Genomic DNA, 24,963 nt, shown 5'->3' with positions numbered 1-24,963 from the left:
AAAAAAATTTTTTTGTTGAGTTTTTATTTGCAGTTCGATACTATTGGCAAGGAACCTTTTAAAGGAGGCAGATAACTGTAATGGTTTTACATGAAGTGGATAATGAATTTACGATTGACTGCTTATTGCTTGCAGGTCGAATTATGATTGAAAGTGGTGCAGAAACATACCGTGTAGAGGATACAATGCTACGCATGGCACATTCTCAAAATATGCTAGATGCGCAATGTTATGCTACACCTACTGGGATCATTTTTTCGTTAGGCAAGACACAGCCGACGAGAATTACATCAATTTCCAACAGGGTAACAGATTTACAAAAAATAGCCTTGGTAAATTCAGTATCTCGGAGACTCACATCTCACATGATAACATTAGAAGAAGCTTATGACGAGCTAAAGTCGATACAAAAAACAAATTATTTTTTACCAACATATATTCAAGTCATATCAGCGGCTCTTGCGAGTGGTTGTTTCCTTATAATGTTTAAGGGGGGATGGTCTGATTTCCTTTTTGCTTGTTTAGCAGGGGGGTTAGGCTTCCTAGTGCTTTTATTGATAAATGATTTAACAAAAGTGAAATTTTTTGCAGAATTTACAGCTTCATTAGTAGTAGGGTCTATTGCTGTCTTTTCAGTGAAATATGGCCATGGTACGGAAATAGATAAAATTGTTATTAGCTCCGTTATGCCACTAGTACCAGGTATTTTGATCACGAATGCAGTTCGGGATTTAATAGCAGGTCATTTTATGTCGGGGATGGCGAAGGGCGTAGAGGCCTTTATAACAGCTTTTGCAATCGGTGCAGCTATTGCCGTCACTCTATCGTTTTAGGAGGCAGATGACATGGACTATATCATACAGTTGATTCTTAGCTTTTTTGCGACTGCAGGGATCGCCATTATTTTTAATGTACCTAGAAAAACCCTCATTTATTGTGGTTTTGTTGGAGTAGTAGGCTGGATGATTTACTTCGTCCTAACAGAGCATGGCATGGATGTAGTAAATGCTTCATTCTTTAGCTCTTTCGTAATTGCTATCGTTTCCCATTTGTATGCACGACGCTTCAAAATGCCGATGATTATTTTTATTGTCGGAGGTATTATCCCGTTAGTTCCGGGAGGTATGGCTTATAATGCAATGAGAAATGTTGTAGAAGATGATTATGTACAAGGGCTACAGTACGGATTAAAGGCATTTTTAATTACAGGTGCCATCGTTATAGGACTTGTATTTGCAGAGGTACTAATACAGCTTATTTTCCGTTCTGTACGCAACGGTAAGGCGAAATTCCAAAAGGTCTACAAGAAATAAGGCTCTTCATCAATCAAAGCAAAATAAAAAATTCATATCAGAAAAGCGCGCGAAATCAACGTTTATAAATTGATTTCGCGCGCTTTTTAGGTTGTAATCAGTTAGCGCTTACATAACTTAGCGAAAATTGCAAGTAAATCGATAATCAGTATTTGTTCGAAAACCAGAAAATGTTGATTTGCTTGCTTTTGTGAAAATGGTTAGTGTTAATAACTATACAGGAAATAATGGAGAATATCCATTTAAGGATAGATATCTTTGCTGTTTTTTTAATATGGTGAAAGGAGATTTGAACATGAAAAAAGCAGGTTTACTTTTAATGATCATCCTCTTAGTATTTTCTCAATTATCATTGGGTAATGCAGTCAGTAATAGTGAAAATAGTAGTGAAGACTCTAGCCTGAGTGCTGATGGCAAAGTGCAACTAGATGATAAAGATAAAGATAATAATTCGCTAAATAGTAATACAGAAGAAGATAAAGAACCATCGATTCCTACGGAGGATGATAAAGAAGATAAAGATAATAATTCATTAAATAGTAATACAGAAGAGGATCTAAATAGCGATATAGAAGATGATGAAGCATCTACTATTACGGAGGATGAAGATACCTCTTTGAACGCAGAAAAGAAGGCTAGTGTCCTCAATGGTGCCGATAATTTTGTCTATATAAAGGCATTTATTGATATTCCTGGTATCAGTATTACAGGGTGGAAAGGAGATCAAACTCCACAGGATGTTGTTATTCCTGATATGATCGAGGATCTACCGGTTATAGAAATAGCAAACAATGCATTTTCTAAAAAAGTAAATTTTACAAGTGTAACGATTCCGTCAAGCGTTAAAAAAATAGAATACAGTGCATTTAGAGATACTCAATTAGCAAGTGTGGAATTCCTCACACCTTCAAACCTGACAACGATAGAGAAAGACGCATTTTCTCATAATAAATTAACAAATGTAACGATTCCGCCAAGTGTGACAACGATAGGAAACAGTGCATTTGCTCATAATAAATTAACAAATGTAACGATTCCGTCAAGCGTGACAAAGATAGGAGAATTTGCATTTTATAATAATAAATTAGAGGGTGTGGAAATCCCCTCAAGTGTGACAAAGATAGGAAGATACGCATTTAGAGATAATCAATTAACAAGTGTAACGATTCCGTCAAACGTAACAACGATAGGAGAATTTGCATTTGCATATAATCAATTAGAAAGTGTGGAAATATCCTCACCCTCAAGTGTGACAAAGATAGAAGAATATGCATTTTCTCATAATCAATTAGAAAGTGTGGAAATCCCCTCAGGCGTGACAACAATAGGAATGAGAGCATTTACTGATAATCAATTAACAAGTATAAAAATCGCTGAAAGCGTGACAACGCTAGAAATAGGTGCATTTTCAAAAAATCGATTGAAAAGTATAGACATCCCTGAAAGCGTGACAACAATAGGGAGTGGGGCATTTGCTAATAATCAATTAACGAGCGTAAAAATCCCACCAAAGGTGACAACAATAGAATATGGGACGTTTGGTAATAATCAATTAACAAGTGTAGACATCCACGACGAAGTGACAACGATAGAAAACCAAGCATTTACTAATAATCAATTAACAAGTGTAAAAATTCCACCAAATGTAATGACAATAGGAGAGGACGCATTTTCTAAAAATAAATTAACAAGTGTAGAAATCCCACCCAAGGTGACAACAATAGAAAAAAAAGCATTTTATCAGAATCAATTAACAAGTATAGGCATTCACGACGAAGTGGCAACGATAAGATACTTAGCATTTGGTTCAAATCAATTAGCAAGTGTAGAAATCCCAGTAAGCGTAACAACAATAGAAAATGACGCATTTAATGCTAATCCGTTTGATTTTGTAACCTTTAATGGAGAACATAAATTCCAATGGGCTAAAGGGGAGTATCCTTTTGGTACGTATAAAAAAGGTAAATATTTCATGGGATGGTTTGAAGATGAAGATTATACGATAGACTGGGATTACTCTGTAGCTAAACCAATGACTATTTATGTTAAGTATGGTTCGCTTGTCAAGTTTGATGCCAATGGAGGAAGCGAAGTTCCCGCTCAAAAGGTAGGATATGGGGAATTAGTAATAGCTCCTGACGCTCCAGTAAAAGAAGGCTACGCATTTGAAGGTTGGTATAAAGACAAAGAGCTAACAAAAGTATGGGACTTCGATCAGGATGTAGTGACAAAAGATATCACACTATATGCTAAATGGTCGAAAACTGGAATATTGGAATTTGTTTCTGCGCCTCAAGTGATTGACTTTGGAGAAGAACTGAAGATTTCATCACAACATAAAACGTATCAACTTATTAACTTTGATATGCCTTTAGCGGTAAAAGATAATCGTGAGCTGTCGAAAAAACCATCTTGGACAATGACAGCTAAGATGGATAAGCAATTAACAGGGAAGACGACGGGTTCTACATTAGATAGCTTACATTACCGTTATGATGGAAATGTTTCAATCCTTACGGAAGAAGCTTCCGCAAAGATTTATAAAAAGGATACAACAAACGGTGAAGTTGTCAATATTTCCGATACATGGGAAGAGGACGGGGACGGGTTTTACTTAGAAGTCAGAGCTGGAACCGCTAAAGCTGAAACTTATGAAGGAACGATCAGATGGGTACTTCAAGATGGACCGCTGAATGAATAATCATATTTTGATAAACTTAGGTTGCATCAAGAAAAGATTCCTATACGGAACAGAGAGCTATCTCAAGTGGAAGCAATGTAAAATCAATCATACATTACGGTGATGATTCTATTTGTTTGATAAGCTGTGCTCAACAGAAATCAAAAGCTCATTTTGTGTAAGAGAACTTACTTTCATTGACATAATAGTTTCCCAACAACAAAAAAGGAGGTTACGTTCTTAAACGTAACCTCCTTTTTCAAATTAACTATTTTACTAGTAATGCTTCAATTTCTTCAGCATGAATTGGCTTACTAATATAGTAACCTTGAATGGCATCACAGCCATAAGAAGTCAAAAGATCTGCTTGTTCAGCCGTTTCAACACCTTCTGCGACAACTTTAAGTTCCATAGATTTTCCGAGTTGCACCATACCGTTCATGAGCTTTTGGGTTTTCTCAGATTTTAATAAAGAACTTGTAAATGTTTTATCGATTTTCAATGTATCTATTGGTAGAATTTGCATATATCTAAATGAACCATACCCGGTACCAAAATCATCTAGGATAAAGGCAATACCTTCATTTTCAAGCTTACGCATTTGCTGTGTGATAGAGGTAGCAGCTTCTGCTTCTAGCGCAAATTTCTCGGTAATTTCGATTTGAATAAGGCTTGCAGGACAGCCGGTTTTTGCCAAAGTTCCAAGGATTGACTTTGCCATGTTTTTATCACGGAATTCGCGTACAGAAGAGTTAATGGATACTTTTAAATCAAGACCAGCTTTTTTCCAGAGTAGTGCCTGTTCACAAGCCTTTTCTAGCATAAAGGAACCGATATTATTAATAAGACCAGTTTCCTCAGCAATTGGAATAAGCTCATCTGGTGAGACAACGCCTATTACTTCATCTTCCCAACGAACTAGTGCTTCTACAGCTGTGATTTTACCAGAAGTAACATCAATTTGTGGCTGATAGAGGACTTTTAGATTTTTTTGGTCAAGAGCCTGAAGTAAACGTTTTTCAATTAAAGCTTTACGATTTAATGCTTTATGTGTTGCTTTGGATAGTGAGACGACTTTATCGCCACCTGCTTCACGGACAGTTGTAATAGTAGCAATGGATGCCTTCATTAGTTGGGAGAATGTAGTTTGATCCTCTGGATAACGTGTAATCCCGCCACTAATAGAAATAGGGACAGCAACATTACTGTTATAAATTGGATGTTGTTGTAAGTAAGACAGGAAGCCTTGAATAAACCACTCACTTAATGGTGTAATCACGACAAAATCATTTTCGTTAATACGTGCCATTGTGCTATCTTGGAAGTACATTTTTATACGATTTGTAAACTCTACAATAAGACTTTGACCGATTTGCTGATCATGTAACTCTTTTAATGTATAAAATTTATCAATACTTAAATAGACAAAAGAAAAGTTTCTTTCGTCCTCAATCATATTGGAAATCACTTTTTCGAGTCGATGTGCATTCATAAGGCCTGTTTCTGTATCGATATAAGCGATTTTTTCAAGCTGATGTTGTATTGTCTTGGACTTCGTGATATCTTTTTCAATTAATAAAAATTCTTGCTCATTTGTTTCAATGTTAAACGTTGGGATAGCTGTAAGTAGTACCCAATAAGACTGGCCAGCTTTTGTAACTTTTTCAATTTCACCTTGCCACGTTTGGCCAATGTTTAAATTCCGCCAGATGGTATTTGTGATTTTTTCACTTTCTTTATTTTCAGGGAATAACTGCCAAAATGTTTTGCCAATCACGCGTTTTGGTGTCCATTGACTCGTTTTTAGAAATTCATTATTACATTCTAAAATGAACCCATCATGATCAAGTGTTACTGTCATAAATGTCGAGTCTAATCCCTGTTTTAAGTCTACGAAAGTGCTGCTACTTGAGACAGTATTAATCATTAACTCTGGTAGCATGAACATCATAAGAACGAAATGCTCTCCTTGTTCAGTAAATGGTTTAGCTAGTAGCGCTGTTGTAATTTCTTCATTTGTATACGTTTGCAATTGAATTTGATTAATGTACGTGCTGTCATTATTTTGCAAAATGGCTTGAAAGGTCTCTAATGAAAGCTGACTTAGTAAATTTTCATGAATGAATGAAGTGGTATGTTCTTTAATAGTAGTAGCTGAAAAATCAAATAGCTGTTCAGCAAGCTTTCCCAAATTTATAACTTGTCCATCTTGATTCATGACAATAGCAGGAAAAGGAAGTGAATTTAAATAATGTTCATCGATCGTAAATGATTTATGCATATGACTCATGATTATTCGATCTCCTTGAGTAATCTATATATACTATTATTATAGTTAATTATCGGGAATTAGTCATTATGAATATGATTGTAAATATTTGATAATAAAAAATCTCGGGACTTTTTTAGTTAGGAATAAGGAAAAAATTGAAGAAAAATAACATTTTTTAGTATGAATATAGGAATCCTGAATTATGTGAAAGGTTGAAAAAAATAGTATTTATCGTCTCAGGTGCGATGTTATGGGGGAGAAACCGGACCTTTAATGCAGTGGTTACTCAACCATACGCCATTGACAGTTTCCTTTGTTAACAATTCAGGTATTTTATTACTTACATATTTATCTTCATTCAGTGGGTGTCCTAACACCTACTGATAAATTGCCACAGGACGTGGCTTTCTTAGACTGAGTTCCTCTATGTATTTTCTACCTTATTACAGTTTCTAGCACCGATATTTGTTCTCTCTTAGTTTAAAGAAATGGCCATCGAAATATCAAGTGATAGGGATTATTGATACACTTGTGGATTTTCCTCTCCTACTAACGAACACTTAATCCGACGATTTTTCAGTTAGTAGTAAAGCCTTATTGTGAGGAGGAGCGCTTGGTCTTACGTTTGCCTTCTACACATTGTACCGCACGTTTGATGAAAGTATAGAGTGTACTACTTGTTGTCGGATGAGGAATGCTTATAGGAGGATTTCCATTAGAGAATAATTGTTGCATTTGGAGTCAAATCTGTGGTTTTCGTGCTATTTTTAAGTAGAGACAAGTATCCTTTCTAGTATAGAACCGCTAACAGCAATCGTTATTTCAGTTATCGTGTTTGGTACATCATTAGTTTTTTTGGAAATTAGTTGGTATCTTCGTTATGCTCGTTTGTGTAACATGGCTTTCTGTAGGTGGGAGGAAAAGCATAAAAATACTATCTGCACAGGAGTTCTATACTATATTTGAAATTTATGGAACTTCTTTGCTGAGAACAAGGGGGAAGAATATGAAAGAAGTTTTTTCCTATGTAAAGCCTTATAAATGGACGGCATTCATCGCGTTTAGTTTAATGCTGTTGGAATTATTTGTGGAGCTCGCGCAGCCACTTATCATGGCTAAAATCATAGATGATGGAGTACGGGCACAAAATCAAGGGATGATTTGGCAATGGGGAATTGTTTTACTGGGCCTATCTTTCGTAGCCTTTATAGCCGGTGTCGTTAATTCGTATTTTTCATCGCATACAGCACAGAGTTTCTCCTATGATTTACGAAATGCATTGTTTGAAAAAATACAATCCTTTACATTAGCTACTTATCAGAAATTCTCAACAGCTTCTCTTATTACAAGGTTAACGAATGATGTGACGCAAGTTCAGACAGTGCTGTTTATGAGTTTGCGTATTATGCTTCGTGCACCACTTGCCGTTGTTGGTAGCATCGTTATGGCTTTTATTGTCAATGCTAAACTAGCATTGTTTTTAGTGATTGGCGCGCCGATTATTTTGATATTTCTTATTTTTATGGTGGCAAAAGGCGTGTCTTATTTTGGACTTGTGCAAAAGAGAATGGATCGTTTGAATCGTGTACTACAGGAAAATTTACAGGCTATTCGATTAGTGAAGGCTTATTTACGTGGTGCATATGAAGCCTCTCGTTTTGATGAAGTTGCCTCACGCTTAAAAATAGATACTGTAAAGGCTCTACGCACAATGGAGTATATTATGCCTGTGCTGTTATTCATCATGAATATGAGTCTACTTGCAGTACTGTGGTTTGGGACAAAACAAATAGCTTCAGGTACAACACCGCTTGGAGATGTAGTTGCCATTGTCAATTATGCAATGCGTATGACAGGCTCGTTTTCGATGTTTGCCTTTATTATTATTTTTTATGCGCGTGCTAAAGCCTCCGCAGAGCGTATGGCAGAAGTTCTTTCAACTGAAAATGAGATTGAGCTACCATCATCTTCAGAGAAAACGTCTAAAGACTTGAGCTTTGGAGAATTAGCTTTTGAGCATGTGAGCTTTACTTATCCTGGGGAAGACTCGCCTGTACTATCCGATGTAAGCTTCCGAGTGATATCTGGTGAAAAGCTTGCCATTATGGGGGCAACTGGTGCAGGGAAATCAACGCTGTTACAGCTTATTCCACGTTTCTACGAAGTGACTGAAGGTAAAATAATAGTAGAGGGGAAAGATGTACAGCAATGGGATTTACAAGAACTGCGTGAAATCATCGGCTATGTTCCACAACAATCTTTATTATTTACAGGAAGCATTGCTGATAATGTTCGCTGGGGTAATGCAGAGGCTGAAATGGATGCGGTGCTACAGGCTACAATACAAGCGCAAATCCACGCTTCTGTGGAGGATTTCCCGAATGGTTACGAGACAAAAGTCGGTCAGAAAGGTGTCAATCTTTCAGGCGGTCAAAAACAAAGATTATCGATTGCAAGAGCGTTATTAAGAAAAGGGCATATATTAATGCTTGATGATAGTACAAGTGCACTTGATGTTAAAACGGAGCGGGCATTATGGGAGGCATTGAGTGAGGAACAAGCAACAATGCTAGTAGTCACTCAAAAAATTCGAACAGCTAAAGGTGCAAGTCGCATCTTACTCATTGATGCAGGAAAAGTGGTCGCATACGGGACGCATGAAGAGCTTTTACAAACGTCAGTGCTGTATAAAAAAATCGCAATCTCTCAACAGGAGGTGGAGGAATAATGGGATTTTTCCAAAAGCCTTTTGGCTATGAGCCGATTTTGACGAAAGATGATGTGAAGCAAGTTGTTAAGAAAAAGAAGGGACCTCGCGCGACAGATTGGAAAAGCACACTACTTCGTGTATGGAAAATAGTCGATGAACAACGAGTACTATTAATTATTGTGCTGTTACTTGTCTTGGCGAGTTCCATTTTGTCTCTTCTTGGGCCATATTTAATCGGTAAAATGATTGACATGTACGTAACGCATGGAGAGCTAGCAGGACTAGAGAAGGGAATTGTGCTATTAATCGGCATTTATGCTCTATTAGCCGTATCATTATTTTTGCAAAACTATTGGATGATTGGCGTTGCCCAACAAACTATTTATAGATTAAGAACGAGTGTATTTGCTCATTTCCAAAGTCTGCCGATTGCCTTTTTCGATCGTCGTCAGCATGGAGAATTAATGAGTCGGATGACGAATGATATTGAAGCAGTTAGCTCAACATTAAATAGCTCCTTTATTCAAGTGTTTTCTAGTGTAATAACGCTTTCGGGAACGGTGATCATCATGCTAAGTTTAAGTCCTTTACTTACGGTATTAACGATGACCATTATACCGGTTATGTTTTGGGCGATGCGTTGGATTACACGGAGAACCGCACCATTGTTTAAGGAGCAGCAAGCAGCCATAGGTGCTCTGAATGGCATGATTGAAGAAACAATTTCGGGACAGCGAATTGTCAAAGCTTTTTCACAAGAAGAGCGTATGAAGGCGGAGTTTCGCGAAAAAAGTTTACGCTTAAAATGTACTGGCTTTTGGGCACAAACATACTCTGGGTATATTCCAAAGGTCATGAACTTTTTAAACAATATGAGCTTTACAATTGTAGCTGGTATTGGAGGTGTGCTTGCTTTTTATGGGCATGTGTCAATTGGTGTAATTGTTATTTTTACAGAATACGCAAGGCAATTTACACGACCGTTAAATGATTTGGCCAATCAATTTAATACCGTGCTGTCAGCGATTGCTGGTGCTGAGCGTGTATTTGCATTACTGGATGAACAGCCTGAAGAGGAAGTTGCTTTAGCGCAGAAGCATAAGCTATTAGGGCAAGTGAGCTTTCAGCATGTGTACTTTAAATATGAACAAGCAGAGGAAGCTTACACTTTGAAGAACATAAATTTTAACGTAGAGCCTGGACAAACGGTAGCTCTTGTTGGGGCTACTGGAGCAGGAAAAACTACGATCTTGCAGCTTATTGCAAGATTTTATGAAGTATCAAAAGGTGAGGTTTTATTTGACGGTGTAAACGTTCAGCAAATAGAACGACAAGCATTGCGCTCACAAATGGCCTTTGTGTTACAGGATCCGTTTTTGTTTGAAGCATCTGTACGTGAAAATATTCGTTATGGTCGATTAGATGCTAGCGATGCAGAGATAGAGGAAGCGGCGAAGCGTGCAAATGCACATGACTTTATTATGACGCTAAAGGATGGCTATGACACAGTACTTGCCGCAGATGGCAGTGGAATTTCGCAAGGCCAAAAGCAGTTATTGTCAATAGCAAGAGCATTAATTGCTGACCCGAAAATTTTATTGTTGGATGAGGCGACAAGTAGTATTGATACTGTTACGGAGCTTGCGATTCAAGAGGCTCTTGATGTGCTAATGCAGGGACGCACAAGCTTTGTTATTGCGCACCGTTTAAATACAGTGCACAATGCCGATATTGTGCTTGTTATGCACAAAGGTGAGTTAGTTGAAGCAGGCCCCCAACAAAAATTAATGGAATCTGGTGGTATCTATGCGCAGATGTTACAATCTTCATCTCACCATCTTGATGAGTAGTATGAAAGTAACAATGTAGGTATAAATCACATTCTACAAACAGAAGAAAGGGCGATTTCGAAATTATCGGATCGCTCTTTTTTTAGTTGTAATATTACTTTTATCTCAAAGTTTAAATGTAATTTATTTATAAAAATAGTATAATTATGGATATTATCTATAATTAATGTTTAGGGGAGCAATAAGAAGTTTACCAGCAGCGGAGATGGGGACTCTAAATGAAAGACAGTGTAAAAAAATACATACATTATTCTAGTAATTTTCAGTCTAAAATCGTCGAAAATCTTATAAAAACCTTTTAATTTCACTATATTTGGAGTAAAATTGTTAATAATTAGAAGCAGTCAGAAGTAGTTAGTATAATTTGTTGCCAGCTTAATTTCTTTCTTGCTACAATAGGGCAATAGTCTGTTAGAAGAACGGAGCAAATGATGAATATTTCAGTGATGACAGTGTCTTTTCCGTTAGATGGGGAAACATTAAATGAATTAAAATTATTGTGTGAAGAAGCGACTACACATGATTATCGTGTATATGAAACTGCTATGGGTTTGCCTATGGCGAATTCCTTTGAATCGAAGGGCTTTATGGTACTTGCATATGAAGATGATAAAGATGTACTAGTTGGTGCAGCTAGTGCAATAGATTTAATAGGGCTGCATACATATGAGTGGTCTTTAGTTGTAACACCTTCGTACCGTCAAAAGGGAATTGGTACCGCTTTAGTGGAAGCTTTACAGGCCGGCCTCGAAGAGCGTGGGGCAGAAGGTCAATTGGCGGTAGTGATAGATGGAACCCCTTTTGGACACACATTTATTGAAAAGAAAGGCTTTACATACAGCTTTTCAGAGGCCACTTTAGAAACAAGAGCAGAGTCAGTAGAATTAAAGTATGATATCGAAATCATTCCATATACAGATGAACAGGCAGAATTGATTGCCATTTATAGTACGGCGTTTGGAGATCTACCTGAAGAGTCTGAAGAGCTAATCGCTTTTAATACATCAACGACAGGAAGAAAGCTATGGGTAGCGCGTAAAGATGGCGAAATTGTTGGAACAGTAACGACTGCCCTGGAAAATGAAATTCAATGGGTTACAGCATTGGCAGTCCATCCAAACTGTGAGGGGCAAGGAATTGGTACTGCGATGCTGTCGTTTTCCAAAGATTATGCGAGTAAAGTTGGGGCGAAATTCGTCATGCTAGATGTAGAAATTGACAATAGAAAGGCGCTTTCTGTTTATGAGAAAGCCGGCTTTATGAAGGCTCAACAAATAGACTATTATGTAAAACAATAAGTGAAGAGTGTGAGGAGTGTGCTTTATGCATCGCTCCTCACTTTTTTTGTGTTCAGCAGAAGCGGAGAATTTTCAGATGGAGATAGGCGAACTACATAAAAGGATAGATAAGACTTTTATTCAACTCCTTTCCGATTCCGGACACAATTATGCCGAGGCATAATTGTGCAATAATAGTTGAATACGAAGTGCATACATAACTAGCGTGAAACTTCAAGAAAAATGATTATCAAAATATGTTCAAAAACCAGAAAATGTTGATTTGATTGCTTTTATGAAAATTGTTAGCGTAAATGATTGTAAAGTAAATAATGGAGATTATCTATTTAGGTAGATGCTCTTTGTTATTTTTTAAATTATGGTGAAAGGAGATTCGAACATGAAAAAAGTAAGTTTACTTTTAATGATTATTCTTTTAGTTTTTTCCCAATTATCTTTGAGTTATTATTCTGTTTCTGCGATAAGTAATAATGAAAGTAGTAGTGAAGATTCCGGCACGCATGATGAACTTATGAGCGGTAGTGACGGTAGTATAGTACAACCGAATGATAACGATACTGATAATAATTCATTAAAAAGTAATACAGAAGATGAACTAAATAGCGATATAGAAGACGATAAAGCATCTACTGAGGATGAAGATACCTCTTTGAACGCAGAAAAGAAGGCTAGTGTCCCCAATAGTGCCGATGATTTTGTCTATATAAAGGCATTTATTGATATTCCTGGTATCAGTATTACAGGGTGGAAAGGAGATCAAACTCCACAGGATGTTGTTATTCCTGATATGATCGAGGATCTACCGGTTATAGAAATAGCAAACAATGCATTTTCTAAAAAAGTAAATTTTACAAGTGTAACGATTCCGTCAAGCGTTAAAAAAATAGAATACAGTGCATTTAGAGATACTCAATTAGCAAGTGTGGAATTCCTCACACCTTCAAACCTGACAACGATAGAGAAAGACGCATTTTCTCATAATAAATTAACAAATGTAACGATTCCGCCAAGTGTGACAACGATAGGAAACAGTGCATTTGCTCATAATAAATTAACAAATGTAACGATTCCGTCAAGCGTGACAAAGATAGGAGAATTTGCATTTTATAATAATAAATTAGAGGGTGTGGAAATCCCCTCAAGTGTGACAAAGATAGGAAGATACGCATTTAGAGATAATCAATTAACAAGTGTAACCATTCCGTCAAACGTAACAACGATAGGAGAATTTGCATTTGCATATAATCAATTAGAAAGTGTAGAAATATCCTCACCCTCAAGTGTGACAAAGATAGAAGAATATGCATTTTCTCATAATCAATTAGAAAGTGTGGAAATCCCCTCAGGCGTGACAACAATAGGAATGAGAGCATTTACTGATAATCAATTAACAAGTATAAAAATCGCTGAAAGCGTGACAACGCTAGAAATAGGTGCATTTTCAAAAAATCGATTGAAAAGTATAGACATCCCTGGAAGCGTGACAACAATAGGGAGTGGGGCATTTGCAAATAATCAATTAACGAGCGTAAAAATCCCACCAAAGGTGACAACAATAGAATATGGGACGTTTGGTAATAATCAATTAACAAGTGTAGACATCCACGACGAAGTGACAACGATAGAAGACCAAGCATTTATTAATAATCAATTAACAAGTGTAAAAATTCCACCAAGTGTGATGACAATAGGAGAGGACGCATTTTCTAAAAATAAATTAACAAGTGTAGAAATCCCGCCCAAGGTGACAACAATAGAAAAAAACGCATTTTCTCGTAATCAATTAACAAGTATAGGTATCCACGACGAAGTGACAACGATAAGAAGTTATGCATTTAATATGAATAAATTAGCAAATGTAGAAATACCGGCAAGCGTGACAACAATAGAAAATGACGCATTTAATGGTAATCCATTTGATTTTGTAACCTTTAATGGAGAACATAAATTCCAATGGGATAAAGAAGCGCATCCTTTTGGTGTGTATAAGGAGGGTGAGAAATATTTCCATGGATGGTTTGAGGATAAGGCTTATACGATAAACTGGGATTACTCTGTAACTAAACCAATGACTATTTATACTAAGTGGAGGATGTATGTCAAGTTTGATGTCAATGGAGGAAGCTTAGTCCCAACTCAACCGGTAGTATATGGAGAATTAGTAACAGCTCCTGACGCCCCTGTAAAAGAAGGCTACACATTTGAAGGTTGGTATAAAGACAAAGAGTTAACAAAAGTATGGGACTTCGATAAGGATGTAGTGAAAAGAGATATTACACTATATGCTAAATGGTCGAAAGTAAGCTCAAGCTATACTGTTACGTTCGATACTAATGGAGGAAGCGAAGTTCCATCGCAAACAGTGGGATATAAAGAGTTAGTAAAAGCACCATCTACTCCAGTAAAAGTAGGGTACACATTTGGAGGTTGGTATAAAGACAAAGAGCTGACAAAAGTATGGAATTTCAATCAAGATAGGGTAGAAAAAGATATCACGCTATATGCTAAATGGTCGAAAGAAAGCTATATCGTTACATTTGATGCCAATGGCGGAAGCGAAGTTTCATCCCAATCTATAGAATATGGTAAATTGATAAAAGCTCCATCCACTCCAGTGAAAGTAGGGTACACATTTGGAGGTTGGTATAAAGACAACGAGCTGACAAAAGTATGGAATTTCAATCAAGATAGGGTAGAAAAAGATATCACGCTATATGCTAAATGGTCGAAAGAAAGCTATATCGTTACATTTGATGCCAATGGCGGAAGCGAAGTTCCATCCCAATCTATAGAATATGGTAAATTGATAAAAGCTCCATCCACTTCAGTAAAAGCAGGCTATACATTCGACGGCTGGCATAAAGATAAAGAATTAACAGTGTTATGGGATTTTGCAAAAGACGTAGTGACTAAAAATGTTACATTGTATGCGAAATGGACAAAGGATCATACATCGGGTGGAGGTTCCGGTGGAGGATCTGGCTGGACGCATCTAAACACTGTCACTTTCGATTCCGATGGTGGGAGTGAAGTACCGCCACAAACAGTTGGATTTAATGACCTAGTGAAGGTCCCATCTACCCCAGTGAAGGATGGCTATCAATTTACTGGCTGGTATAAGGATGCGGAGCTTAAAAATGCATGGGGCTTTACGAAAGATAAAGTAACAGCGGACATAACGTTGTATGCGAAATGGACAAAGGATAATGTGTCAGAAGGTAGCTATATTGTTACTTTTGATTCCAATGGAGGTAGTAAAATCCCTTCGCAAACAGTGGCGCATAAAGCTTTAGTGAAAGCCCCTTCTAAACCAACGAAGGAAGGCCACATATTTATCGGTTGGTATAAAAATAAAGACTTCACAAAAGCATGGGATTTTGCAAAAGATGTAGTCACAGAAGACTTAACATTATATGCTCGTTGGATGCAGGAGAGTAATGGCTGTGACATTACCTTCAATGATATTGACAATAACTGGGCGCAAGAAATGATTGAAGAAATTGCCAAGCGATGCATTATTATAGGATATCCAGATGGCACTTTCCGACCAAATGATATGGCTAAACGTCAGCATGTAGTACTTATGATTGACCGTGCGTTACGACCAGCACCAATTCGAGAGGCTATATCATTTTCGGATGTACCTAAAAACCATATATATTATGAACAAATTACACGACTACAACGAGCGGGTATCGTGGATGGTTCAAACGGAGCTTTCCGTCCAGATGCAAAAATAACACGTGCCCAAATGGCAAAAATGATGGTGCTTGCATTTGGCTTATCGCCAGAAGGCAATAGTACGTTCAAGGATGTCGATCCATCGCACTGGGCGAGTGGCTATATTGCCACTCTAGCAGATCATAACATTGCGCTAGGTGATGAAAACGGCAATTTTAGACCAAATGAAAACTTAACACGCGCACAATTTACAGCATTAATGTATCGAGCGCTTGGTTTATAAGTCTTACTATGAAGAGAGATGTATCGTAATTTGATACATCTCTTTTCGGATAAAATTTTAATCTAAAAGTAGAGTGTTTTTATGTGTATTTAATAAATCGGGAGAGGGCACTTAATGCTTAATAAGGAAGAGAAAAAATGAGGAGTAACTAATGATGGTATATTAATGAAGAAGTCCAGCAGTTTTTTTGTAAGCTTATAATATATATTTGAGGGAATGTGGTAGAATCCATAGTCCTTCGCTTTTTTTTAACACAAAATTGGAAGAATATTCGTTAAAATGTATGCCTTGTATATAAGTTGATTGGAGTGGAGGCTGGGCGACTTCTTGGGAATGGTATATGAACTTTTTTACGCAGCTTTTCGATACTAAGACCTTGAAGCGAAGCGGCTCATAGGACGCCCCTAGGAAAACGCCTAGTCAGAAAGGATTTCTTAGCCGTTATCGTATTCATGCGATAACGGCTAACTGACCTTCATCGGTAAAAACGCCATGTCCTGTGGCATTACTGAAATGACTGACATCGTGTCGGCCCTTATGCATGCCTAAGCACAAGCCGATTTCGGACGCATCATTGATAGATAATCCTAAGGAAACACTATTCGCCTCCCACAATATAAGGTTAAAAAATAAAAATCATAATAATGCAAATAAAAAGTTTATCAAAATATGTTCAAAAGTAAGCAAAGATTGATTTGCATCCTTTTCTGGAAAGTTCTAACCTTAAAGAGTCAACAATCGGCAAGAGATAAAAGGTTGCTTGATAAAAGGAATCCTTTTTGTTTTGGTTTAATAATGAATATTTTAAAAAAAGAAGTTTAGAAATAGTTTCTGATAATCCGACTATTGCAAGTAATACAAAGGTTGGTAGCATCGCTATCTATAGCGTCATATTATTATACAATAACCAGATGAATAATAGTTTTCGATAGTATTCATTAAAAAATCATTAAACGAAGTTCGGATTTAAAGAGAATTCACTTAAAATTTATCTTTATCAAATTATGCTAAGAAAGCAACAAAAGTTGATTTTTATTCTTTTGTAAGATGCGATAGAGTCTGTAATTGCAAGAGATGAAAAGTAAAAAAGAAAAAATAGGTTTAAAGAAGTTCGAATTGAGGTATAGGTTAAGTGTAAAAAGTAAACAAATTTGTATTTGTGATAGTGAGAAACAGGTTTCTAAATATTTCTAAATCTCTAATGCTCAATAGCAAGCTCTTGATTCGGAAAAAAATCCATAGTCTATGGACCAAGAAAAAAATCCAAAAATCAGGAACCTATCTTATTTAAAAATACTATTTTCTGGAGTGATATTTACCGTACCAGTATTATATCTGATACGAAAATATAAAAATATGAAAAATGGGTAGATGTTTTAAAGTGAAGGGCCCTTTTCGGCTCAAAAAATGTAATAATATTACAATTTTTATAAAAAAAGGATTACTCGGCTGTGAAGATCCACAACCAGTGATGTAACTAATTTTAGGAGTGTTATTTACCGTATCAGAATTTTTATCTGACACGTAAATATAAAAAATACAAAATGAGAGGGGAGGTTAGCTTATGAATAACAAAACTATTCAAGTTGCAGCGATTGCCGCGGTACTAAGCGGGATGGTTATCACACCATCATTTGCTTCAGCAGACGGCAAAGGAATTACTTATGGATCAACGGGAACAGTGGAATTTAATCCAGGTTCATATTCGACAGGTCCAGTAGATCCGGAAAACCCTGATCCAGAAAAGCCAGTGGATCCAGTAGTTTCGCCTAACTCAGGAACTGGTAGCCCGCTAAGCATTGATTACGCATCCAAACTTGATTTTGATGCTATTGAAATTTCAAATAAAAATATGACTTACTCTGCCAAAGCACTAGATTTACGTTCTGATGGGAAAAGTAGATATGTACCAAACTATGTCCAAATCTCAGATACTCGTGGAACAAATGCAGGTTGGACACTGACTGTTAAACAAGAAGGTCAGCTTTCTAATGTTATGACACAACATAAAGAACTAACTGGGTCGCAAATTAAATTTGTTAAGCCGATTGTCAAAGGTAAAACAGAGGTGACACCACCAACAGCTACGAAAGAAATTACGTTAGATCCAAATGGAGCTGAGTCAGTTATCATGTCAGCAAAGCCAACTGAGGGGGCTGGACTTTGGGTGAACTATTGGGGGACAGTAGATGAAATGACTGGTACCCAAGGTGAAAAAATTCAAAAAAACAATGCGATTTCTCTTACTATTCTAGGGAAAATACCAAAAGATGCCGTTAAATACAGCACAAAATTAACATGGAACTTATCGGACGTTCCAAGTAACAAATAATAAAAAAGGATGATGAAAAATGAAGATTACTACTAATTTAAAAGCACTAGGCGTTGCAACAACAATGTTAACAGGTTTCGTATTGGGAGGAAGCGTAACTTCTTACGCAGCAGAAGATGAAGACAAGCATGGTGGCGAATATAAAAGTAAAGCAATTATCCAATTTAAAGCAAGTGATGACTTCACACCACCAGTAGATCCAGAAGAACCAGGTAAACCAGTAGACCCAAAAGATCCAACTGATCCAGATGGTAAGATACCGGAAGGAACGAAGGGTCCATTAAGTATTGACTATGCTTCTAGCTTAACTTTTGGTGAGCAAAAAATCACTTCTACAGACCAAACTTACTTTGCAGAAGCACAAAAATTTAAGGGTGGTCGTGGCGACGGTCCGAACTATGTTCAAGTGACAGATAGTCGTGGAACAGAAGAAGGCTGGTCACTGCAAGTGATACAAGATGGTCAATTCGAGACCGAGAAAGGTAAGGTACTAGATGGTGCTGAAATTACTTTTAAAAATGCTTGGGTGAATACAGCCTCTTCATCGAAAAAACCATCTATTGTAAAAGAAAGCTATACATTAACTCCAGGAAAAGCTGAAAATATGATGTCTGCTAAAGCAGGTGAAGGTAACGGTACTTTCGTTTTAGTATTTGGTAACAAAGATGTAGCAGCAAAAAGTATTGAACTTAAAGTCCCAGGTAAAACTACAAAGTATGCAGGACAATATTCTACGTCGTTCACATGGACACTGACTGATGTACCTGGACAAGATGGGAAATAAGAATTTAAAGTAGGTACTAAAAAAGTAGTTATTGTTTCGTAACATTATAGATATACAGGTAAAACCCGTGTGGCTCCTATACTACTAGAAGAGAGCATAACGGGTTTTACCATCAAATAATAAGAGTAGGTTAATAGTAAGGATGGTAGAAAATTATGCGCAAAAATACTTTATGGACCCTATTTGGAATATTGATAGTAAGCCTAATATGGTTTACACCATTTGCCTCTGCATCACAATTTAATTTTGGTGTGTATACCGTCATTCCAGAGAATCAAATTGACAAACAAAAATCTTATTTTAATTTAAAGATGGAGCCTAGTCAAAAGCAAACATTAACGATTCAATTAAAAAATGATACAGAAGATGATGTTATCATTGAGCCTAAAATTCATTCAGCTACGACAAACATTAATGGTGTTGTAGAGTATGGCCCTACAACAGCTGAACGTGATTCTACACTGCCTTATGAGCTAGGGGATTTAATTCAAACAGATAAGGAAATTAGGATTCCAGCTAAAGGTAGTAAAGAGTTGCATTTAAATATAACTATGCCAGAAGAGGAATTTAATGGGGTTTTAGCGGGCGGTATTACATTAGAAGAGAAGAAAGAATCGCCCGAAAAGACGAAGGACACAAATACAGGTTTAAGTATTGAAAATAAATATGCTTATGTAGTAGGAATTACTCTACAAGAGACGGATGAAATAGTGAAGCAAGATTTGAAATTACATGATGTTAAAGCAGGGCAAGTGAATGCACGCAATGTTATTAATGCTACGCTTCAAAATCCAACGGCAACGTATTTAAACAGCTTTGAAGTGGATGCGGAAGTGACGGAAAAAGGGAAAACAGAAGTGCTCTACAAATCGAAAAAACAAGACATGCAAGTAGCACCGAACTCAAACTTTGATTATCCTATTCAACTGAATGGGGAAAAATTTAAATCTGGAAAATATACTTTACATGTTAAGGCTAAGTCTAGCAAAGAATCATGGGAATTCACAAAGGATTTTACCATCAAAGGAGAAGAAGCGAAGCAATTCAATGCAAAGGATGTATCAATTGATGGTCCGAGTTATTTAGCTTATATGGTAGGGTTACTACTTTTTCTAGTAATAGGACTACTAGTGTATATATTTTATAGCAAGAAGAAGATAGGAAAAGAAAAAGAACAAAAATCAAATGATTAGTTGACGTAAAAATAATCTTTTCTATTGGAAGTTGTGAATTAACCCTCATTACCCCATCTTGGTAAAATTTATATTTTCTGAGATGTGTTTACTCATTATAAAATTCCAGGCGTTTCTACAAATAATTTTATCCACTTTTATGAAAAATGCTGTTTTCAGCTAAGGGCTCTTGCTTTTGCACAGAAAACAATCGATCCGTGCAGGGTATCATATGTTTCACTTTTTCCGCGAGAAGCTTTGCCCTAAGCAAAGCGACAGAAGCACTGAGTCCTTCGTAAAATCAGTTAAAAATAGATATATATGATATTCAATAACCTTTGATTGGGCATTAAGAAACTTGTAATTCTTCCTAACAACATGCCTGATAAAAATAATCTAACTATCAAGAATATGCGTAGTAAGGTAGGTGTAAAAGTGAAGAAAATAGCAGTGGTGATGATGGTCATTCTCCTCGTTTTTTCTGAGCTGAATGTATATGTGGCGGATACGTTTGTTGGTTATGAAAATCCAACAACTGAATGTGAAGAACAAGCAGAGTCCGTTGGGGAAGAAGAGTCAGCAATTGCATGTGAGGAACAGCCAGAGTCCGAAAGTCTAGAAAATCTAACAACTGAGGATGAGGAACAGCCAGAGTCTGGAAATGAAGAAAATTCGACAACTGAAGGTGAAGAACACCTAGAGTCTGGAAATGAAGAAAATCCAGCAACTGAAGGTGAGGAACAGCCGGAGTCTGAAAAAGAAGAAAATCCAACAACTGAAGGTGAAGAACGCCCAGAGTCTGGAAATGAAGAAAATCCAACAACTGAAGGTGAGGAACAGCCAGAGTCTGAAAAAGACGAAAATCTAACACTTGCATGTGAGGAACAGCTAGAGTCTGGAAGTGAAGAAAATATGGAAATTGAATGTGAGGAAGCGGAAGATACTGAAAAAGACGAAAATCTAAAAATTAAATGTGAGGAGGGTGAATATTTAGGCAATGAAGAAGAGCTAGGAACTGAAGGTGAAGAACAGCTGGAGTCTAATGTCGAAGAAGAGCTAGCAGCTAAAGATGAGGGACAGCTAGAGTCTAACATCGAAGAAGAGCTAGCAGCTAAAGATGAGGGACAGTTAGAGTCTAACATCGAAGAAAAGCTGGCAGCTGAAGATGAGGGACAGCTAGAGTCTAACATCGAAGAAGAGCTTGTAACTGAAAGTGAGGAAAAGCCAGGGTCTAACAGTAAAGAAAAATCAGCACCTAAATGTATTGCTCCTCGTGCTGCTCTAGGAAATTTGATATCTAGCGTTGGTCGAATTGGCAATATTGATTTTTCGATGTTGGATGATTCTCCGAATGAACTAGCAGGATTTACACAAATGACAAGAAATGAGGGGCTAGAATTTCCTACTAGAGAGAACAACAGCAGAACTCATTACATGTATTTCGGGGATATTTTCAATAGCCGGCCAGTAAACTCATTGGAAGATATGAATCTTTATAATAAATACCATGATGACTGGGGCCGTCCGTTACCTAACATGGATACAACACTTAAAAGTTTAGTGGATGGAGATACGTATATAGAGGCGCAAAATTTTTCGCTAGCAACAGTTCTAGCTCAGGACCCGAGTGTACCAAATACTGGTATTATAACATACTATTTTAATAGTGGAAGACCGGCTTATCAAGCTCGTCTAAATCCGGTGAATGCAGATGGTAATGGACTTGTGATTGCTCAAGGTGGAGAAGATGGTAGAGTAATGTTTCAATCTACACGTTTGCCACTTCTAAAGCTATATAAAAATGAAAACACACACCAATTGATTGCTTATGCAGCTGTTATTAATGGTCGATATGTAGATGGATATGTAAAAATCAAAATGAGTCTTGTGGATGAAAGTGCAGGGCGTATTAATGTCAGTATGAAATATTTGAAATTAAGCTCAGTAAACTCTTATACAAATTTAGGATATTCAGTTCATAAGGATATACTTAACACGCCACATACGAATAGAGATGATAACTTGTTTTCGCTAGGAAATAATGAAGGGCTCTATTTTCATGAGAAGAACATGGGGGACGGTCAAGATTATTTCCTTTATTTCTTACGTGAAGGTTATGCGAATAATCCAGTTGCTCTGCAAACGACTGACTTTCCGACATCCAAACCATTCAACACCTATCACTACTTTAACCTAATGAATTCCCCAGGTGCTGATGATCCTGATAAGGGTGATATGTATCCCAACGTTGAGCATCCAGGCTTCGCACTCAGATGGCAGATGAAACTTCAAATGCCAAACGAAATTAGAGAAGAGAATCTTGAGATTGCAATAACTAACAAACCGAATGTTCCGCCTGAGATTTGGTTAGACAATAATGGTGAATATACAGATAATGGTTATCATATTGAAGGGAAATGGAAAGATAAAGACAGTGAGTATATTAGTCTTTATTATACGGTAGATGGCGGTGAGCCTAAGAAGATCGGGGATTATGAAAATCCGAATTTCGATACAGATGTTTCGTGGGAGTATACGATTCTGAGTGATGAAATGCAAAAGGGATTTGATCATGATATTACTGTCTATGCGATAGACTCAGAGGGGTCACAATCTAATATTGAAAGTATAAAAATACGTCCAAAATTAAACATTAAAAATCTAGTGCTTGATAAAGATGGAAATGCGCTAACAGAAATAGCACCAGGTGAAACATTATACTATAAGACTATAGTAGATTCCGGCTATAAAGATACAGTCACATATGGTCAAGGTATAATTATGCAAAAATATGATAATAAACATTTGAAACCACCAACTGACCTTAAAGTAATTAATGAAAATGGTGATGAAATCGGTAAAGCAACATACAATGCTTCTTCAAATAGGATTGATGCAATCCTCAATCCAGCACCTCCTCTGCCGCGCTCTACGAAAATATACCTCACTTTTAATGCTGAAGTGAAAGAAGATGCAGCAGAAAAAGAATATGTTGTAAGCCAGGTGACAGCAATAGGGAGTTATAGTACAGGTGACACATTCAACAAGACAATAGATGAAGTGAAAATCATCATTACGGGTGTGTTGAAATTCGTTTCGGTACCTCAAGAAATTGACTTTGGAGAAAAACTGTCAATTTCACCTAAAAATAAAACGTATTATCCTATCAAATTGGATACGCCTTTAGCGGTAAAAGACAATCGTTCGCTATCGAAAAAACCTTCTTGGGCAATGACAGCTAAGCTAGATAAGCAGCTAACAGGGAAGAAGACGGGTTCTAGATTATTGGATAGCTTACATTATAACTATGATGGAAATGTTTCAATCCTTACTGAAGATGCTTCCGCACAGATATATATAAAGGAAACAACAAACAGTGAAGTAGTCAATATTTCTGACACATGGAATCCGGATGGGGATGGACTTTACTTAGACGTGAGAGCCGGGACCGCAAAGGCTGATGCTTATGAAGGAACAATCAGATGGGTACTTCAGGATGTACCGCCCAATCAATAAATCTAGTGAAGTTTTGAAAGCTAATAAAGAAGGTGTATCAAACATAAAGTTAAAACTAGGAAGTTACTCTTTAAATGATTCGGGTGTTTCAAGTACATTGCTAAAGCTATAAAAAAACCACTATAACAGGTTTTACCTTTCACTATGTCGTAAATCGGCTTCAGTAACAGGTAACCTCGATAATCTGATTCTTCTCTAAGTGCGTGCTGCTCACTTCGTCTTACTCATTTTTAGTAATCATCCGAACTTACCCTGCTGCTTCACAAAGATAACATGTCAGATTTTTTATTTGTATAGCAGTGAATAGTTTCGCTACTCGTGTGGTATTTCTCAGCAAGTTTAACATGTCTGTTCTTCGTCTATCTTTCCATGCTTTTTAGAAGTTTTAACTCTGCTCCAAGTAAACGGATATGAGCTTCGGCTTTTTCGTTTATCGGGCGACTGCATTCTAAAAAGAAGGCTGGGACAGAACTGATCAAAACATCAGAAAAGCAAGAGAAATCAATTTTAAAAACGTTGATTTCTCGCGCATTTCTAATGTGAATTTTTTTTTTGCTTTAAACAATAATTATGTGCCATTCTCTTTTTGTATAGAAAATATGATAAATTATATTTTGGATAACAATAAAACATTAAATTAACTTCAAATTATGAGTCTATATTAAAAATGTTTTCTTAATTATTTATATAGGAAGTTTCTCGATGAAATGAAAAACTTTCAATCTTTTTCAGAAAAAGTGTTGACCTTCTTAGATTATGGGTGTAGTATTATACAAGTCGCTAAGACATCTACTAAAAAACAAATAAGTTAAATAAATTAGTAGTTGACATTGAGGTTGCGACATGATATTATATAAGAGTCGCTGCTGAGAAAACAGCAACAAAATGAACCTTGAAAACTGAACAAGCAAAACGTAATCAATAAAGTTTTTAGTAACTAACCTCGAGTTAGTGAACGAAACAAAATTTTGGACATCAAACATGATGCCAGCAAAACAATTTGAGCTAATCAAATTTCTTTTATGGAGAGTTTGATCCTGGCTCAGGACGAACGCTGGCGGCGTGCCTAATA

At 36.7% G+C, this 24,963-nt stretch carries 13 protein-coding genes and 1 pseudogene; 12 read left to right on the top strand and 2 right to left on the bottom strand.

Annotation, left to right across the window (positions count from 1 at the left end):
- Positions 1-80 precede the first annotated feature (80 nt).
- The 3 genes from ACYQ73_RS17410 (at position 81) to ACYQ73_RS17400 (ending at position 4,014) form a co-directional block, all read left to right on the top strand.
- Positions 81-833, top strand: a complete 753-nt coding sequence (locus ACYQ73_RS17410) for a threonine/serine exporter family protein (RefSeq protein ID WP_460013658.1) — start codon at positions 81-83, stop codon at positions 831-833.
- Between the two features lie 12 nt (positions 834-845).
- Positions 846-1,313: a threonine/serine exporter family protein gene (locus ACYQ73_RS17405; protein WP_460013657.1), complete on the top strand. Its 468-nt coding sequence runs from the start codon at positions 846-848 to the stop codon at positions 1,311-1,313.
- 295 nt (positions 1,314-1,608) lie between these two features.
- Positions 1,609-4,014: a leucine-rich repeat protein gene (locus ACYQ73_RS17400; RefSeq protein ID WP_460013656.1), complete on the top strand. Its 2,406-nt coding sequence runs from the start codon at positions 1,609-1,611 to the stop codon at positions 4,012-4,014.
- 247 nt (positions 4,015-4,261) lie between these two features.
- On the opposite strand, the gene ACYQ73_RS17395 is transcribed toward ACYQ73_RS17400, so the two are convergent.
- On the bottom strand, positions 4,262-6,283 hold the full coding sequence (locus ACYQ73_RS17395; protein WP_460013655.1) for an EAL domain-containing protein: 2,022 nt from the start codon (positions 6,281-6,283) through the stop codon (positions 4,262-4,264).
- 227 nt (positions 6,284-6,510) lie between these two features.
- Here ACYQ73_RS17395 and ACYQ73_RS17390 point away from each other — a divergent pair.
- The 5 genes and pseudogenes from ACYQ73_RS17390 to ACYQ73_RS17370 all read left to right on the top strand — a co-directional run.
- Positions 6,511-7,190: pseudogene (locus ACYQ73_RS17390) on the top strand (DMT family transporter); the annotation flags it as partial.
- 81 nt (positions 7,191-7,271) lie between these two features.
- On the top strand, positions 7,272-8,993 hold the full coding sequence (locus ACYQ73_RS17385) for an ABC transporter ATP-binding protein (protein WP_460013786.1): 1,722 nt from the start codon (positions 7,272-7,274) through the stop codon (positions 8,991-8,993).
- Complete coding sequence (locus ACYQ73_RS17380) at positions 8,993-10,825, top strand: ABC transporter ATP-binding protein (RefSeq protein WP_460013654.1); 1,833 nt, start codon at positions 8,993-8,995, stop codon at positions 10,823-10,825. The genes ACYQ73_RS17385 and ACYQ73_RS17380 overlap by 1 nt, the downstream gene beginning before the upstream one ends.
- Positions 10,826-11,253: 428 nt before the next feature.
- On the top strand, positions 11,254-12,123 hold the full coding sequence (locus tag ACYQ73_RS17375) for a GNAT family N-acetyltransferase (RefSeq protein ID WP_460013653.1): 870 nt from the start codon (positions 11,254-11,256) through the stop codon (positions 12,121-12,123).
- A gap of 379 nt (positions 12,124-12,502) precedes the next feature.
- A complete protein-coding gene (locus ACYQ73_RS17370; RefSeq protein ID WP_460013652.1) occupies positions 12,503-16,087 on the top strand; it encodes an InlB B-repeat-containing protein in 3,585 nt (1,194 codons plus the stop codon).
- A gap of 450 nt (positions 16,088-16,537) precedes the next feature.
- Here ACYQ73_RS17370 and ACYQ73_RS17365 read toward each other — a convergent pair whose 3' ends face one another.
- Complete coding sequence (locus tag ACYQ73_RS17365; protein ID WP_460013651.1) at positions 16,538-16,702, bottom strand: hypothetical protein; 165 nt, start codon at positions 16,700-16,702, stop codon at positions 16,538-16,540.
- Positions 16,703-17,651: 949 nt separating this feature from the next.
- Between ACYQ73_RS17365 and ACYQ73_RS17360 the strand changes: the two genes are divergently transcribed.
- The 4 genes from ACYQ73_RS17360 to ACYQ73_RS17345 all read left to right on the top strand — a co-directional run bounded on the left by ACYQ73_RS17360 (position 17,652) and on the right by ACYQ73_RS17345 (position 23,891).
- Positions 17,652-18,419 (top strand): WxL domain-containing protein, encoded by a 768-nt coding sequence (locus tag ACYQ73_RS17360; RefSeq protein ID WP_460013650.1) that lies wholly within the window; start codon positions 17,652-17,654, stop codon positions 18,417-18,419.
- 19 nt (positions 18,420-18,438) lie between these two features.
- Positions 18,439-19,203 carry a WxL domain-containing protein gene (locus tag ACYQ73_RS17355; protein ID WP_460013649.1) on the top strand — a complete coding sequence of 255 codons (765 nt, stop codon included), beginning with the start codon at positions 18,439-18,441 and terminating at the stop codon, positions 19,201-19,203.
- Positions 19,204-19,358: 155 nt separating this feature from the next.
- Positions 19,359-20,396 carry a DUF916 and DUF3324 domain-containing protein gene (locus tag ACYQ73_RS17350; RefSeq protein ID WP_460013648.1) on the top strand — a complete coding sequence of 346 codons (1,038 nt, stop codon included), beginning with the start codon at positions 19,359-19,361 and terminating at the stop codon, positions 20,394-20,396.
- 414 nt (positions 20,397-20,810) lie between these two features.
- Positions 20,811-23,891 (top strand): WxL domain-containing protein, encoded by a 3,081-nt coding sequence (locus ACYQ73_RS17345; RefSeq protein WP_460013647.1) that lies wholly within the window; start codon positions 20,811-20,813, stop codon positions 23,889-23,891.
- The last annotated feature ends 1,072 nt before the right edge of the window (positions 23,892-24,963 follow it).

This window comes from Lysinibacillus sp. CTST325 (assembly GCF_054665055.1).
This window is presented reverse-complemented; position numbering and strand designations above follow the sequence as displayed.